This window comes from Acinetobacter sp. YH12063 (assembly GCF_013419715.1).
Taxonomy (GTDB): Bacteria; Pseudomonadota; Gammaproteobacteria; order Pseudomonadales; family Moraxellaceae; genus Acinetobacter; species Acinetobacter amyesii.
Genome location: NZ_VOZO01000012.1, coordinates 85982 through 102405 on the forward strand (window position 1 = coordinate 85982; position 16424 = coordinate 102405).

A 16424-nucleotide genomic window follows, 5' to 3' on the forward strand; every position below is an offset into this window, starting at 1 on the left:
TTTATACTTAATAACGATTAAAGTTTTTATTTATAATGAATAAAAAAGCCAAATAAAGAAAATAAGTCACTAAAATAACGTTTTTCCTTATAGATAAATAATATATATCAGTTAATATAAGCTCATAGAGCATCTAAAATTAGACTCAGCAACTTATGTATCAATTCATTCAAAATCAGCCAGATTTAAATTCTGTTTTAAATCTTATGGACCAAAGCTCGATTTACGGACTCGACACCGAGTTTATAAAAGTAGATACCCTGTGGCCCAAACTTGGACTTTTCCAAATTAATGTACAAAATCAGGTGTATTTACTTGATGGTACAACCCTCGATTTAAGCCAATTCTGGCAAAAATTATTTGCGGCTCAGCAAAACATTTTTCATGCTTGTAGTGAAGATATCGACCTGATTTATCACTATGCACAGCATAAGTCTTTAGAAAATGTCTTTGATACACAAGTTGGGATGTCATTTTTAGGGCATGGCTTACAAGTCAGCTATCAAAATGCCTTAAAAACTATGCTCGATGTCGATATTGATAAAGATCAGACCCGTTCAGATTGGTTGGCTCGCCCACTCAGTGCCGAGCAAATGAACTATGCAGCGAATGATGTACATTATTTAATGAATTTAAGCCAAACGATTCAAAATGAGTTGGCTGCGAAAAGTTTATTAAATTGTGTGCTTGAGGACTGCAAAAATTTAACATATGAAATCGGCACTGAAACGCCGATCCATTTGTTGTATCACGATGTTGGTAATTATCGACATTCACGTCGTCAGCTCATGCAAATTCAGCAATTGGCCGTTTGGCGTGAGCAAATGGTGAAAGCCTTAAATAAGCCACGTAGTTTTATTCTTAAAAACTCAACCATCATTGATATGGTGGAAAAAAATCCAAAAAATAATTTTCAATTGAGCGCGGTGAAAGACATTCGTCCGAACATTGTGCGTGAGCATGGTAAAATTATTTTAGATTTGTTGAAGTTTTTACCAGAACAAGCTGAATGGCCGCTGCGTATGGCACGTCCAATTCGTCATTCTTCTCAGGATATTGGTTCGCGCGTCGATACCGTTATTCAGCGTGCAGTACAAGAAACCTCTGTGCCTAAAGAAGTTTTAATGCGCAAAAAATGGTTAAATGCCTTGTATCAGCATGTGGTATTTCATAATGATGAACAGGATTTACCGAGCTATCTATTGGGCTGGCGCTATGATTTGCTGACGAAGCCTTTAATTGAAGTGCTGCATGCCGATGAAAGTTATCTTTCTGGTCAAATGAAAGTGTTGGAATAAGTTCTGATTGATTAAAGAACTATCACTTATACAAATTCACGACTGATGCGTTAATAAACACTAATGTATCAGTCTTTTTTTTGATGTATCCTTTGCCTTGCGTTTAATGAGTATTGATTCAATTATGTACTGTTCTATCTACAAATCGAGCAAAAAAGATGAAATGTATCTTTATATTGCTCGTCCTGAAGTTAATGAAAACGAAACTGAAGCGACAGATCCGCTTGCAGTAATGCCTGATGCTTTACGTACAGCATTTGGTCGTGCCACATTTGTCATGGATCTAGAACTCAGTGAATCACGCAAACTTGCACGTGTGAACGTATTGCATGTATTAGATTCAATTGAAACAAAAGGGTTCTTTATTCAAATGCCTCCAGAAGGTTTAATTGACCCAAATGCAGTTGAGCCAGAAGGCTTGCGCGGCGCTTAAGTTAATTCAGGAGTTGTGAAAATGAATGGTGTAGTATCGGTATTGGACTCAATTCCTGAAAGCAGTATTGCAATTACGGTTTACCTAGGTGGGGCTGTAATTGCTTTGTTGTGTTGGTATGGGCTGATGAAGCGCTTACCCAAAACGATCGGTGCCATTGGTTGGCTTATTGTATTTGCTATTTTATTAACACCAACCGTTTCTGAAGGTTCAAATGCAGCAATCGCACCTGCGATTTTTGGTTTGATTTTTGGTGTATTAACAAAAGATCAGCCATTGGTTTGGTTGAATCTATCGCTGATTCTCTTTGTGGTGGGTATTGGTTTAGTCCTCGGCTATTTTTGGACCAAATACAATGCAGCGAAACCACAGCACGTTGTAAACAAGAAAATTTCACCGCTTTAAATAAAAAAATAAGGTTATGTCATGTCTGTTGAAACTCAACAATTTACTGGTACAGATCAATATATTGCGACCGATAGCTTAAAACTTGCAGTAAAAGCTGCACGTTCATTGCAAAAGCCACTTTTGGTTAAAGGTGAGCCGGGGACAGGTAAAACACTTTTAGCCGAACAAGTGGCTGAAAGTTTAGGCCTTAAGCTCATTACTTGGCATATCAAATCTACAACCAAGGCTCAACAAGGTTTGTACGAGTACGACGCCGTATCTCGTCTGCGTGATAGTCAGTTGGGTGATGACCGTGTTTATGACATCAAAAACTATATTAAGCCGGGTAAACTTTGGGAAGCGTTTACCAGTGAAGAACGTTGTGTGCTTCTAATTGACGAGATTGATAAAGCAGATATCGAATTCCCAAATGATTTGCTACACGAACTCGATAAAATGTCCTTCTTTGTGTATGAGACGGGGGAAACGATTACGGCAACACAACGTCCAATCGTGATCATTACTTCAAATAATGAAAAAGAACTTCCAGATGCCTTTTTGCGTCGTTGTTTCTTCCATTATATTGAGTTCCCTGACGAAGCAACCATGCGTGAAATCATCGATGTACATTTTGAAAATATTTCAAATACCTTGGTCTCTGAAGCACTACAAATCTTCTTTAAATTACGTCAAATTCCGGGTTTAAAGAAACCGCCTTCAACCTCTGAGTTGATTGATTGGTTGAGTTTGCTGATGGCGGATGATATGCCAGAAGATATTTTACGCAACACAGATAAATCAAAATCAATTCCACCGCTTTATGGTGCCTTGATTAAGAACGAACAAGATGTGCAATTGCTTGAGCGTCTAGCATTTATGTCACGTCGTTAATTGATATTAATTCTTTAAAAGATTTAAAAGCCGGTTATCCGGCTTTTATTTTGAGCACTAAAAAATATAAAGGTGAATTATGCAGACAAGCGCATACTTATCTCAAGTACACATAGCTGTAACTAAGAGATTAAAGCCGACCGTACTCTTGTTGGCTGCGAGCTTGTATTTATCTGGGTATAGCTATGCGATGGATGATGCTCAGTTTGAACAGCAGCATCAACAGCTACTCCAGGATGCGTATTGGGCGCGAGTTGCAGAACATCAACTTAAAGAAAAACTCATCGATCAATCAGATCATCCCGAAACTCACACAGCCATTCAACAAAAGACCTGTGCTGCAACTGTACTCGAGCTGAAATACTATGATTTTGTGATCTTGAATCTAAGTGACTTTAACCGCTATAAAAACAATCAAGGTTTTCATAAAATCGTATCTATTGAAAAGTTGCAGCAAGATCGCCTCAAAGTTCAGCACAAATATGAAACTCTTAAACAATCGCTTAAAAATAGAAATGCGACTTGTGAATAAATCATGTCATTTACCTTTCTTTGGGAAGATAGGGCAACGTATATGAACACGCAGTAAAAGCTTTTGGCTTTACTTGTAGGGATCAATTTTTCATAATGGTGGATGTAAAGGCAAGACTCAGTTGCAGATGAAATAACAAGATCACATGCATTCACACTGGATTTGACCTCCTGATATTTAATTTTTATTGGATTTTATTCGCCTATGTTTGTGCGATTGTTTTATACCCTTCGAAAATACGGTGTTCCTGTTTCAACTCGTGAATTGATTGACTTGAACCAAGCAGTGGCAGCAGGGCTAGTCTTTGCAGATCAAAATGAATTTTATCAGCTTGCAAAAACCGTCATGGTCAAAGATGAACGTTACTTTGATAAATTCGACCGTGCAATGAAAGACTATTTTGACGGTATTGCCACCTTTGATTTGGATGAGCTATTAAATCAGGTGCATAAACTGCCAAAGGATTGGTTTGACCTTGAACTCATCGAAAAACATCTAACACCTGAACAACGAGAAGAATTAAAAAAAGCCGGATCATTAGAAGAACTGATGAAAATGCTCGAAGAGCGTTTGCGCGAGCAGCATAAAAAGCATCAGGGTGGTAATCGGATGATCGGTACGGGTGGTACATCGCCGTTTGGTGCCTATGGCGACCATCCTGAAGGCGTACGTATCGGTGGGCCTGGTCGTAAACGATCTGCGGTGAAAGTCTGGGAACAACGTCAATACCGAAACCTAGATGATGAGCAGATTCTCGGTAGTCGTCAGATGCAGATGGCATTGCGTCGTTTGCGTAAATTTGCCCGTCAAGGTGCAGCAGAAGAGCTAGATATCGACGGAACCATTCGTGAAACGGCCAAACAAGGTATTTTGGATGTGCAGTTGGTTCCTGAACGACGTAACCGCATTAAAGTATTGATGCTGTTTGATGTTGGGGGTTCTATGGACTCACATATTGCCCAATGTGAGAAGCTCTTTACCGCGGCTAAAACTGAATTTAAAACCTTAGAGTATTTCTATTTTCATAACTGTTTATATGACTATGTATGGAAAGACAATATTCGCCGTTCCAGCACGCGTATGAATACATGGGATCTATTCAACACCTATGGTCGAGATTACCGTGTCATCGTTGTCGGTGATGCAAGTATGGCGCCGTATGAGTTGAACTCGGCAGGTGGTTCTGTGGAGTATATGAATGATGAAGCGGGTCAGGTGTGGTTACAGCGCTTACGCAATCACTTTGATAAAACAGCATGGTTAAACCCCGAAGAAGAAAGTTATTGGCATTACACCCAAACCATAGCTGCGATAAAACACATCTTTGAAGATCATATGTTCCCGATGACCCTAAAAGGTGTGGAAGATATGACGAAATATTTAGCGCGCTAAAGCTTTAAAACGATACTTTTCTTATCAATGATGTTTATATTACTTACTCCAATTTTGCATTGTTTCTTATTTTTAAAATTGGATAGTATTTAAAAGTCTTTGTTTTGCATACAACATGAAGGAAATATGATGGATCATCAAATTAATGGTATCGCATTACCTAATGAAGAAGGTTTCTTCGGTGAATACGGTGGGCAGTTCATTCCACCAGATTTAAAACAGGCAATGGATGACATTAATGTTGCTTATGAGCAAATTCGTCATACAGAAGAATTTCAAAATGAATTGAAAGAGTTGTTTGCACATTATGTTGGACGTCCAAGCCCATTGTTTTATGCGAAGCGCTTGTCTGACAAATTAGGTGGGGCACAGATCTACCTCAAGCGTGAAGACCTTAACCATACTGGCGCACATAAAATTAACCACTGCCTTGGCGAAGCTTTGTTAGCAAAATACATGGGTAAAACCAAAGTGATTGCAGAAACTGGCGCAGGTCAGCATGGTGTAGCATTGGCAACGGCTTGTGCCTTGGTGGGCATTCCATGTGAAATTCACATGGGGCAAGTGGATATTGAAAAAGAACATCCAAACGTGGTGAAAATGAAGATTTTAGGTGCCAACCTAATCTCTGTCACTCGTGGTACAGCTACGCTTAAAGATGCAGTAGATAGCGCTTTTGAAGAATATTTAAAAGATCCAACCAATTTTATTTATGCGATTGGCTCAGTGGTTGGCCCACATCCATTCCCGAAAATGGTTCGTGACTTCCAGTCCATTATTGGTGATGAAATTAAAATTCAAGCCAATGATCGATTTGGTGCAAATCCTGACTATGTCGTTGCATGCGTGGGTGGTGGATCCAATGCTGTTGGTGCATTTACAGCATTCCTGAATGACTCCGATGTCAAACTCGTAGGCGTTGAGCCTGCAGGCCATGGTTTAGATACCAATATGCATTCTGCGACGTTGACATTGGGTAAGCCAAGTCAAATTCATGGCATGGCATGTTATGTCCTTGAAGATGAACAGGGTGAGCCTTTGCCAGTGCATTCAATTGCATCAGGTCTGGACTATCCAGGAGTGGGGCCACAACATAGTTTGTTAAAAGACCTAGGCCGTGTTGAATATACAACAGCGACAGACCAAGAGTGTTTAGATGCATTCATGATGCTTTCACGTGTGGAAGGTATTGTTCCTGCACTAGAAAGTTCACATGCGGTTGCTTGGGCAATTCGTGAAGCGCCAAATCTTGCCAAAGATGTGAAGATTGTCGTTAACGTTTCAGGCCGTGGCGATAAAGACTCAGACTATGTGGCTGAAAAATTAGGTTTAAATTAATTACTGCCATTAAAAAAGACTAAGTTGCTCATCATCTGTTGATGATGCAAAAATCTTTTGCAGTTGTATAGCCCGATCTATATTCGAAGTATCCCAGTTTTTAACTGGGATATTTTTTTTGACGTAATTTTTATAAAAAGTGTGGTCAAGGCTTGATGTAATTAGAATTAACTCAGGATGTAGTGCATAAATAATTGCCTTTGCATCTAAAATTTCAGCGACAGCAGAAGCAATCTCTAAATTAATCGTGCGTCGGTAGTTTTGCAACACCTCATCGTCTTTCATCGAAAACATTAAGCGTTATAGTTCTAAAATGATGGCATCTAGTTGGTCTAATTTATCTAAAGCGGGTTTCAACATAAGAAAGGAAATTGAGAAAAGTAATTAATTTGTAATGTGTATGTCATTACAAACTGTGAGTTATATAAAATTATTGATATTTAGAATTCCCCCTTAAAGTTTATCAAGGGGGATTTTTGAGTTTAGCCTGAAATATATTGTTGAAGTTGTTCGATCAGTTTTCGTTGATCATCCATTGCTGCTTTTACAAGGTCACCGATGGAGATTAAGCCAGTCAATTTCTGTTCCTCAACGACAGGTAAATGACGTAAATGGCGATCTGTCATGAGTTCTAAACATTCTTCGACAGTCGCTGCACTTGTGACAGTGATAACACTTCCCGTCATAATCTCGCTGACAGAGGTATCGAAAGAAGTTCTTTCCATCAGAGCGATTTTACGTGTGTAGTCACGCTCAGACAAAATACCAACGACTGTGCCTTCATGGGTCACAACGAGGGCACCAATGCCTTTTTGTGCCATCAGGGAAATGGCTTCGAGTACAGTCGCATCTGGGGTGATGGTGTAAATTTCTTGATAAGCTTTGTCTTTAAGTACTTGGGCAACTGTAGTCATATTTTCATTCCTTTATAGTAGTTTTTGTTTAATTTAAATTAGCGCGAAATTTGAAAAAAGCAAATACTTTTCAGTGCATGCAGAGGTCAAACATGCACTGAGGGTTTTATGCCATTTGAATCTTATCTTGGTTAAAAAAGAATAAACGCATTTGCGAGGTTGTGAGCTTGAGACGAATGTGACTTGAGCTATGCAACGCAGGGATAACTTTAAGGCGTGTCAATGTTGGTAATAGCGATGCCTCAAAATCTTCTGGTGTAATGCGTCGTGGAGTGTAGTTGGGCCAATGCTTTTTGGCATATTTATGCGCTTGAATGCCATTTAGCCAAAACGGGAAGATAATATGATCTTGATCGCTGGTCATTGCCCAACCTTGTTGGTGGTAGAGACCCCAAAGGACTCCACAGTACATCATGGTTTTTAAAATACTAATTTTGAAAAATAAATCTTTTGGAATAGGTTTATATTGCTTTAATTTAGACATCATATGCAGCGTGTTGTTGATGTTGCTCCTATTGTAGGAAATTCTTATGAAAAAGCTGTGTAAGCTTTGAACTGGATTGTAAGAATTTATGTAGTCAAAAGTTGAAGGGTGTAAAAAAACGCCACCTTAGTGACGTTTTGTTATGCTTGCAAGGTGGCCATGTTCTGCCAATATTGCGCTTTGAGTGAGTCACGTTCTACGCGGAAGCCTTGATAATAAAGTTCAGCCAAAAATAACGCTGCTTTACCATGTCCAGCACGAGCTGCATCTTCCAATTCGTGAACTGCATCGCTGAAGTTCATTTGAGACTGAATTGTGTTCACCGCATTTGCGTATACATGTTCGAGTTCATGTTGAGAGAATTGTTGAATCATATTTAACTCCTTATTCTAATTATGATCATTAAGGGCCCATTCTTTAGCCCTATTAACTAATATAACTAAGTATTATTAAACTAATATTACAATTATCTTGAATTGTCAACTATTCACGTAAGTATTTCTAATTTGCTATAGTTTACATGATTAAACAATGAACAATTGTTTTCATGGGTAAAATACTAACATAAGAAGTTGTAGATAATAAGGAGAAGTAAAATGACAAAAGTTTTAGACGGTTTAACTTTAGATTATCCTCCGACATTAGCGCAAATTGTGGAATTGGCACATCTACATCGTCGCAATCTTGATGACGCAATTTTTCATCAGGAGATTCATTTAGGGGATTTTGGTTTAGCACAGCGCAAACGTGTATATGATTTCACACGGGATTTAGATAAGGGACAGCGCTTAGAATTTTACAATGCATACAATGGTGAATTACTCAAAATCGCCGATGATGATGATTTACATCCTGCGCATGCAGAGGGTGGCATGAGTATTTTTGCAGTATTTATCGTTTTGGCGATTATTGCATTGATACTTTATTTTGCGGTGATACGTACCATTATTCATTAAATTGTTTAGCGAACTCACAGACTGAAACAGTGGACTGATGCAGTTTTAAGCGCTGTGACTTGAACTTCTTGAACGTCAGCCATACACTACTTTGAACCTGAGGTAGTGTATGACTATTGATTTAGAAAAAATTATTCAATTCAAATATAAAATACAGCTAGAGCAAATTTATAATATCTTTGTTTCAGTCATGATCGTGGTGATTTTGGTATTGGCTGTGATTGCCTTATATCGTCCTATTTCTGTACAGCAATACCAAAACGTGTCACGACTTGCTTTGCAGCAAAGTTATCCTGAAACACAGGAAATGGCGATGTTGCTGAGACAGCAAGATCGCATCCGTGTGGGTGCTTATCTTAAATTGATGCATGCTTATCAGATGGAGTCTGTACGGGCACATCAACTTCCGGCTTTGGCAGAGGAACAGCCTTAGTCGCAGGGATTATCTTGGTTGGAGCTGCTTGTACATTCTCCTCCAATATCTGCTGTACTTCATTTTTATCTAAGGTTTTACTGACCACAATCACCGTCATATTTTCAGGGTGCATATAGGTACGAACCGCATTTTGTACATCAGCTACAGTTATTTTTTCCAATAATTTAGGGTACTGGGTCAAATAATCTGGGTCTTGTTGATAAAAGCCTAATAGACCAAGCTGTGCATTGATCGTTGCATTACTGCTGTAATTATTTGGAAAAGCACGCAGCATGCCTGCTTTGGTTTCTTCCATTTGTTTTTGATCAATAGGCATTTTGACATAATCATTAAAAGCCTTATGTGCCACTCGAATACTATCTATAAGCTGATCTTGACGTGTTCCATAGCTAAAACTAAAGATTCCGGGTGCTTGGCTAAAGCTAAATGCACTATAGGCACCATAAGTATAACCACGTTTAACACGAAGCTCTTGCATGAGGACCGAGTTAAAACCACCACCGCCAAACATTCGATTGGCTACTTCTAAGGCTAATCGATCTTTGTTATCGCGTGTGGTGCCTAAATGTCCAAATATGACGTTGGCTTGGGTGGAATTGTAGGGAAGATGGATAATATCAAAGCCTTGTTTTTCTTCTGGTTGTGCAAGCGCTTTGGCTTTTTCACCTTGCTTTAAGTTTCCAGAAATACGTTCTGCTAGGTTTTGCGCTTCTTTTTTGCTGAGTTTACCTGTAATGGCAATATTCATGTTTTGAGCAACTAAAAATTGATCACGAAACTTCTTTAAAATGTCAGGGGTGATTTTTTTGATACTGCCATTGGTTCCCGTAATCGGTTCTGCATAAGGATGTGTGCCGTATACAGCCCGATAGAAACGAATATTCATTAAGCGACTTGGGCTTTCTTGGAGTTGTTTCTGACCAGCTTGGTTATTGCTGAGTGCTAAGTTTAGACTGGAGTTTTTAAAAGTCGCATTTTTAATCACGTCCATCATCATACTTAAAGCTGGTTCTAATTTTTTAGGATCAGACAATACGCGTAGCCGAACGACAAACATATCTCGATGTGCTTGCACGCTAAATTGAGCACCTGTTTGGTCAAAAACCGAGGCAATTTGCGTTGCATTGTATTTTTCTGTGCCTTCATCGATTAAACGTGCAGCCATGTTGGCAACACCATAGAAGCCTTTTCCGACTTCTTCATCACGAGCAGAACCTGCATTAAAGGTCAGTTGAATATCCACCATAGGTAGATCTTGCGATTCAACAAACAGGCTTTTCACACCATTTCGGTTTTTCAGCACTTGAACAAGTGGAGCACGGTAGTCTTTATCAATCTGTAAATTCTTTAAACTTTGCAGCATGGGGATAGATTGTAATTGGCTCGGATTATCGTTGAGGTCAGGAACATTTTCCGTATATGTTTCTGCATGGAGGATTGAGCCAAACGCAGTGAGTAAGCTTAGGGATAAAATTTTCGTAATAGTCATCACTAATCCTTACAAGACGCTATCTGTGTTTTGGGTTGAGCTGATTTGTTGCTCTGGAATAACAACTTCCGTTTGAGCGGATTTTACTGTTTGATCTGCTTTATTTGAGGTTGTTGGAACCTCCGTCTGTTCTGGAAGTAGATACATGGTGCTTAAATTTTCTCGGACAAAATACGCATTGGCGACACGTTGAATATCCTGTGCGCTGACGTTTTCATATAATTTTGGTAATTCGTCCATTAGCCTGAAACTGAGCCCATTGACTTCTAAGTTACCGATCGTCTTGGCTTGGCTGCTGATGTCATCTTGGTTATAGACTAAATTGGAGACAAAACGTGTGGTGATACGTTCAACTTCTGGTGTTTTGACTAATTCTGTTTTTAAAGTGTCGATTTCATCTTGTATGGCTTTTTGCGCCTGTTCCATTTTGACGCCATCGGTAGGGAGTGCTGAAATGGTAAACAAGCTGTCTCCACGATTGTATGGATCATAAGAAACACTTACAGCCGTAAGTAATTTTCTATCGCGTACCAGTTTGTCTTGTAGGCGAGATGAAATACCACTGTCTAAAATATTGCGAATAATATTGAGAGAATATGCATCTTGTGGGTTTTTTGCGGTAGCTAGTGAGCGTACATTCCACGCCATATACAAATTGGGCACTTGTACGGGTAAATTTAGTTCCATATGACGATAGCCCACACGCTCGAATTCCATCACATCGTTACGATCAGGTGTTTTACGTGATGGAATATCACCAAAGTATTTTTGAACTTGACGAATGGCTGCTTCGGCATCGACATCACCAACAATCACCAAAATGGCGTTATTCGGGGTATACCAATCTTTATACCATTGTTTTAAATCTGCCAATTTGATGTTTTGCAGATTTTTCATATGCCCAATGACGGGTTGGCGATAATGACTGGTCGGATAAGAGATCCATTTGAAACGTTCATAAGCCAAAGAACGAGGGTTATCATCTGTGCGCTGTCTGCGTTCTTCCATAACCACTTTAATTTCAGGGTCGAAATCTTGTTGTTGTAATCGTAAATTACTCATACGATCCGCTTCGAGCTCCAGCGCCATAGGGAAATAGGCTTTAGGATACAACTGATAATAATTGGTGTAATTGGTAAAGGTTGCAGCGTTAATACTGCCGCCATAGATACGGCTGAGACGTGTAAATTCATCATTAGGAACTTTGGTGGTTCCTTTAAACATCATATGTTCGAGTGCATGAGAGATCCCTAATAGATTGCCCGACTCATCACTACTACCAACGCGATACCAAATATGAGTCATTACCATCGGTGCACGGTGGTCTTCACGGATAATGACCTTTAAACCATTTTTAAGGGTGGTTTCAAAGGTGCTACGCGTTAATTGGGTACGTGTGTCTGCATGTAGATTGGGTGCAGACCAAAGGCAACTGCTGATGACACAGATAGGAAGCGCAGAGCGAAATAAAGTTTTAAAAAAACAAGGAGAAAATCTGTTTTTATGGGACACAAAGGAATCCATTAAAATGCATTTTATAGCTATCTAGTTTTCCTAAAGTTAATTTTGATTGCAAGTTCAACATGTTGTTTTTTAGTGTGCTTCGCTCTGACAGGCGTGTATCGACTCAATTTAAGATAACTTATGATAGAATCGGTTTTTTTAACGCAGTGCTTTTCAAGGATTCGGCATGCAACAGCAATCTCATGGGCAGAATAAATTTTTGATTGATGCTGATATCGGTGATGACGATGTCACGCTACCGAGTTTACCTGCGGTAAATGTGCCGATTATCGAGACACCGAAAGTACAGCAAGACGTTGCTGCACCATTACAAGAAACAGAGTCAGAAACTGAAGGCTCGAAGGCGAAAGGCGGCTTCTTTAGTCGAATGAAAGAAGGTCTAGCAAAGTCACGTAAGAACTTGGCAGACGGTATGGTGAATATCCTGATCGGTGGGAAGGAAATTGACGATGAACTTTTAGAAGAAGTCGAAGAGCAACTTTTGGTTGCTGATATTGGTGTGGATGCAACCAAAACGATTATTGCGAACTTAACTGAACGTACTGAACGTGGCGATTTAATTTACTCACACTCTTTGTATAAAGCGCTTCAAGAAGAACTTGTGGCATTACTTGCACCACGTGTTAAACCGCTACATATCGACAGCAATAAAAATCCGTATGTGATTTTGGTTGTTGGTGTGAATGGTGTGGGTAAAACCACCACAATTGGTAAATTGGCGAAACGCCTACAAGGTGAAGGTAAAAAAGTAATGTTGGCTGCTGGTGATACATTCCGTGCAGCAGCGACAGAACAATTACAAATTTGGGGCGAACGCAATAATATTGCCGTTGTGGCGCAAGGTCATGGCGCAGATTCTGCTTCTGTTATTTTTGATGCATTTGAAAGTGCTCGTGCAAAAGGCGTAGATGTGCTGATTGCAGACACTGCAGGTCGTTTACACAACAAAGGACACCTCATGCAAGAGTTGTCTAAAGTAAAACGTGTAATGCAAAAAATTGACGCTACAGCTCCGCATGAAGTGATGTTGGTGGTAGATGCAGGCACAGGTCAAAATGCCATTAACCAAGTTGAAATGTTTGACGAGGCAGTAGGGCTTACAGGTCTAACTATTACTAAGCTTGATGGTACAGCCAAAGGTGGTGTGTTATTCAATATTGCAAGCCGTACCCATGTGCCAATTCGTTTTATTGGTGTAGGTGAGAAAATTGATGACTTGCGTCCATTCTCAGCAAAATCATTTGTCGCAGCATTATTTGAAACTGATAAATAAAATGCGTTAAATGTCACATAAACTCCGCAAAATGCGGAGTTTTTTGTTTTTGAGCTTACTGATTGATTTAAAAAGCAACATGTGAATAAATCATAGTCAAAATTTAGCCTGATATACCCTTAGAATAAGTAAGGAATTGTTGTTATATATAAAAATTGCTTTGGGGTGTTTAGGGTGGCGTTACTCGATAAAATTGGTCATGTATTGACTGCGGATATCACTAAAGATTTTAAATTAAAAAAGAAAACTACCGAACAAGAAGTAGAAGCGTCATTTGTCGACCAACTAAAGAAACGTCGAAGTATTTATGAGCTTGGAAAAAATGTGCATTATAGTCAGGCTTACTTGGCTGAACTGATTCAAGAATCCGTAAGAAGTTGTCCATCTGCATATAATTCGCAAAGCACACGTATTGTAGTTTTATTTGGCGAATCTCATCAAAAATTTTGGGACATTGTAAAAGACGTACAACGCAAGAATGTTGCGAGTTATATTTTTGAAGGTGTGGCGCTCAAAATAGATCAGTGTGCAGCTGGCCTGGGAACTGTGCTTTTCTATGAAGATCAAGCTGTGATTCAACAATTACAAAAGAAAGTGCCATTAAGTGCAGAAGATTTTCCAGTGTGGTCGGAGCAAACGTCAGGCATGGCTCAATTCGCAGTATGGACTTCGATCGCAGATGCAGGTTTAGGCGCATGTTTACAACACTATAATCCACACATTGATTATGCCGTTGCCGAACACTTTAATATTTCAAAACAATGGCTGCTACGTGCGCAGTTGGTCTTTGGTTCAATTGAAGGTCAAGCGCCTGAACGTTTAGAACCAGAAGATCAAGATCAGTTTAGAATTTATGAGTAATTTCTATGTTCTGTAGGTTGCTTTGATTTCTGCTGTCCTAAAGACTGTGAACCAATATTTGAATGTAAGTGGGTTGTAGGTATTTAGATGCTTGCAACTGATTGTTCTAGAAATAAGACACAATGTTGTAAATATAGTCATGCAACTGTTAAAAACATCACCTATTATAAATCTCAACTTAGTCAGCTAATTGAAAATAAAAAGAGGTCTTGTAATGTCATTCTTGAATCAAATCGAACAACGTCGCACAATCTATTCTATTGGTAATAACGTTACTTTATCGCAAGATGAAATTGAGCAAACCATTAAAAATGCAGTACGTTTAAGTCCGTCATCATTTAACTCTCAAACGTCTCGTGTCGTTATTCTGTTTGGTGATGCACATCAAAAATTCTGGAATATCGTACGTGAAACTTTACGTAAAATTGTACCTGCAGATGCATTTGAAGGAACCAATGGCAAGATTAATAGTTTTGCAGCAGGTTTTGGTACAGCATTATTTTATGAAGATCAGGCTGTAGTAAAAGCCCTCCAAGAACAATTTGCACTTTATGCAGATAATTTCCCAGTATGGTCTGAACACTCAACAGCGATTGCTCAATTTGCTACTTGGACGGCTTTGGCTGAAAAAAATATTGGTGCGTCATTACAACATTACAATCCAATTGTTGATGCTGAAACAGCTGCGGCATTTGATGTGCCAGATCAATGGAAACTACGCGCACAGCTTGTTTTTGGTTCGATTGAAGCACCTGCAGGTGAAAAAACCTTTATTGCAGATGAAGAACGATTCAAAACATTCAAGTAATGATGGTGTGATGAATTAAAAAGGATGCTTTGAGCATCCTTTTTTTATATGCAAAATTCTTGAATGAATATCAAAATAATGTCTTGAAACAAAATATACAGTGATTGTTAGATGTCATAAGATTGTCATATATGCATTGCATAGTGCATTCGAAACTAAATAATTGATAAAGAGTGATAATGATGACTTTAAGATTAACTGTTGCTGCTGCAGCGCTGATGTTAAGTAGTGCCGGATTTGCAGCTGTAACTTTGACTGTTCCGGAAGAAATTAAAATAGTTGCAGTTAATGATCAAGAAGTTACTGGTGGTTTATTTCGATCTACCGAGAAATATAAGCTAGATGCAGGTGAAAACGTATTAACGGTCCGTTATAGCGAATTTTTTCAACATGCTGATAATTCGCACGATATATTAAAGTCAGGTGTTGCCGCTATTCGTACTCCAGCACTGATTGATGGTCAAGAGTATCGTTTGGGTCTAGTCAATGCACCAAAAGATTTTGATGCTGCGCAAAAATATAAAGACCAGCCGATATTTGGGTTGTATGACAAATCTAATCAATTACTTGTGCAGCAAGCTGGGGCAAAGAAAGAACAAAAATCGATTTTCTCCAATGGTGTATTGGGTAATGCCGTAGATTTTACGAAGAAAGAAGCTGTGCCAGAAAATCAACCGGCACCTGTTTATGCACAATCCGTAACAGTAAAGCCAACGAACGTAGCCGTTCCTGTAGCTGCTCCAAAAAATATAGCTGTTCATCAAAATGGAGTAGATCAACAATTAATTCAGCTTTGGCAGAAGGCTAGTAAAGCTGAACGACAAAAATTCATGAGTTGGTTGGCTGAGCAAGCAAACTAAAGTTACTTTCGTAACTTTATTAGTTTTCTTGAAATCCGCGTTATTTGAAAAGTCCGTTGAATTACGGGCTTTTTAGATTGAAGAATATAAAAATCACCAAGAATTATAAAATTCGTCTTTCATAAAGCAAAATATACGGATATATTGATCTTTAAATAAGCAATAAATTGCTTTTAGTTTAAAAAATATACATTCAAGCGCAATATCGTAGAAATTTCTATGATAGGGGCTTGTGTTTGTTTTGAAACTCTATAGAATACGCTGCATACCAACGCAGACAGCTATAAACATAAGGTTTTGAGTTGTTTGATGTTGTTTTCTTATTTGCTGACGAAGCATTAAGAAGATCATTAAGAGATTATGAAGAACAACTTGTGTGGATTTTTACTGATTGATCGATCGAAATTATTTTCATTGATTAATGGTAGAAATTACTCGAAGTTTATTTGAGCAAATTTTTGTCAGTAATTGATGAGCCAAGATTGGTACCCTTTAAGGTACTATTGATTTTAAACTGAAGAGTTTGATCATGGCTCAGATTGAACGCT

18 protein-coding genes and 1 pseudogene are annotated in these 16424 nt (G+C 38.8%); 13 read left to right on the top strand and 6 right to left on the bottom strand.

What is annotated here, in order from left to right; translation table 11 throughout:
- Nucleotides 1-155: 155 nt before the first annotated feature.
- From FTU12_RS13310 to trpB, 7 genes are all read left to right on the top strand, one after another.
- Nucleotides 156-1298: an HRDC domain-containing protein gene (locus FTU12_RS13310; RefSeq protein WP_180114560.1), complete on the top strand. Its 1143-nt coding sequence runs from the start codon at nt 156-158 to the stop codon at nt 1296-1298.
- A 124-nt stretch (nt 1299-1422) separates the two neighbouring features.
- Complete coding sequence (locus FTU12_RS13315) at nt 1423-1731, top strand: YcgL domain-containing protein (protein WP_078188503.1); 309 nt, start codon at nt 1423-1425, stop codon at nt 1729-1731.
- A 21-nt stretch (nt 1732-1752) separates the two neighbouring features.
- Nucleotides 1753-2136 carry a hypothetical protein gene (locus FTU12_RS13320; protein ID WP_078193907.1) on the top strand — a complete coding sequence of 128 codons (384 nt, stop codon included), beginning with the start codon at nt 1753-1755 and terminating at the stop codon, nt 2134-2136.
- Nucleotides 2137-2157: 21 nt separating this feature from the next.
- Complete coding sequence (locus tag FTU12_RS13325; RefSeq protein WP_180011248.1) at nt 2158-3009, top strand: MoxR family ATPase; 852 nt, start codon at nt 2158-2160, stop codon at nt 3007-3009.
- Between the two features lie 79 nt (nt 3010-3088).
- Nucleotides 3089-3541 carry a hypothetical protein gene (locus FTU12_RS13330; protein WP_180114561.1) on the top strand — a complete coding sequence of 151 codons (453 nt, stop codon included), beginning with the start codon at nt 3089-3091 and terminating at the stop codon, nt 3539-3541.
- 204 nt (nt 3542-3745) lie between these two features.
- Nucleotides 3746-4933: a VWA domain-containing protein gene (locus tag FTU12_RS13335; RefSeq protein WP_180114562.1), complete on the top strand. Its 1188-nt coding sequence runs from the start codon at nt 3746-3748 to the stop codon at nt 4931-4933.
- A 129-nt stretch (nt 4934-5062) separates the two neighbouring features.
- On the top strand, nt 5063-6271 hold the full coding sequence (gene trpB / locus FTU12_RS13340; protein WP_180114563.1) for a tryptophan synthase subunit beta: 1209 nt from the start codon (nt 5063-5065) through the stop codon (nt 6269-6271).
- A 9-nt stretch (nt 6272-6280) separates the two neighbouring features.
- On the opposite strand, the gene FTU12_RS13345 is transcribed toward trpB, so the two are convergent.
- From FTU12_RS13345 to FTU12_RS13360, 4 genes are all read right to left on the bottom strand, one after another.
- Nucleotides 6281-6556: a hypothetical protein gene (locus FTU12_RS13345; protein WP_180114564.1), complete on the bottom strand. Its 276-nt coding sequence runs from the start codon at nt 6554-6556 to the stop codon at nt 6281-6283.
- A 197-nt stretch (nt 6557-6753) separates the two neighbouring features.
- On the bottom strand, nt 6754-7185 hold the full coding sequence (locus tag FTU12_RS13350; protein ID WP_078193901.1) for a CBS domain-containing protein: 432 nt from the start codon (nt 7183-7185) through the stop codon (nt 6754-6756).
- A gap of 106 nt (nt 7186-7291) precedes the next feature.
- Complete coding sequence (locus tag FTU12_RS13355) at nt 7292-7669, bottom strand: DUF2750 domain-containing protein (protein ID WP_078188495.1); 378 nt, start codon at nt 7667-7669, stop codon at nt 7292-7294.
- A 140-nt stretch (nt 7670-7809) separates the two neighbouring features.
- The gene (locus FTU12_RS13360) at nt 7810-8043 is read right to left on the bottom strand and encodes a hypothetical protein (RefSeq protein WP_078188494.1); all 234 of its coding nucleotides are present in this window, start codon (nt 8041-8043) and stop codon (nt 7810-7812) included.
- Between the two features lie 222 nt (nt 8044-8265).
- Between FTU12_RS13360 and FTU12_RS13365 the strand changes: the two genes are divergently transcribed.
- Both FTU12_RS13365 and FTU12_RS13370 read left to right on the top strand, forming a co-directional pair.
- Complete coding sequence (locus tag FTU12_RS13365; RefSeq protein ID WP_078188493.1) at nt 8266-8625, top strand: hypothetical protein; 360 nt, start codon at nt 8266-8268, stop codon at nt 8623-8625.
- 109 nt (nt 8626-8734) lie between these two features.
- Complete coding sequence (locus FTU12_RS13370; RefSeq protein WP_180114565.1) at nt 8735-9058, top strand: hypothetical protein; 324 nt, start codon at nt 8735-8737, stop codon at nt 9056-9058.
- Here FTU12_RS13370 and FTU12_RS13375 read toward each other — a convergent pair.
- A complete protein-coding gene (locus FTU12_RS13375; protein WP_180114566.1) occupies nt 8982-10550 on the bottom strand; it encodes a pitrilysin family protein in 1569 nt (522 codons plus the stop codon). The genes FTU12_RS13370 and FTU12_RS13375 overlap by 77 nt on opposite strands.
- A 126-nt stretch (nt 10551-10676) precedes the next feature.
- A pseudogene (locus FTU12_RS13380) lies at nt 10677-11990 on the bottom strand (M16 family metallopeptidase); the annotation flags it as partial.
- A gap of 250 nt (nt 11991-12240) precedes the next feature.
- Between FTU12_RS13380 and ftsY the strand changes: the two are divergent.
- The 4 genes from ftsY to FTU12_RS13400 all read left to right on the top strand — a co-directional run bounded on the left by ftsY (nt 12241) and on the right by FTU12_RS13400 (nt 15876).
- Nucleotides 12241-13347, top strand: coding sequence for a signal recognition particle-docking protein FtsY (ftsY, locus tag FTU12_RS13385; RefSeq protein ID WP_180114568.1), 1107 nt, complete (start codon nt 12241-12243; stop codon nt 13345-13347).
- 174 nt (nt 13348-13521) lie between these two features.
- Nucleotides 13522-14208: a nitroreductase family protein gene (locus FTU12_RS13390; protein WP_180114569.1), complete on the top strand. Its 687-nt coding sequence runs from the start codon at nt 13522-13524 to the stop codon at nt 14206-14208.
- A 214-nt stretch (nt 14209-14422) separates the two neighbouring features.
- Nucleotides 14423-15016 (top strand): nitroreductase family protein, encoded by a 594-nt coding sequence (locus FTU12_RS13395; RefSeq protein ID WP_168379659.1) that lies wholly within the window; start codon nt 14423-14425, stop codon nt 15014-15016.
- Nucleotides 15017-15198: 182 nt separating this feature from the next.
- Nucleotides 15199-15876 (top strand): DUF2057 domain-containing protein, encoded by a 678-nt coding sequence (locus tag FTU12_RS13400; RefSeq protein ID WP_180063174.1) that lies wholly within the window; start codon nt 15199-15201, stop codon nt 15874-15876.
- Nucleotides 15877-16424 lie beyond the last annotated feature (548 nt).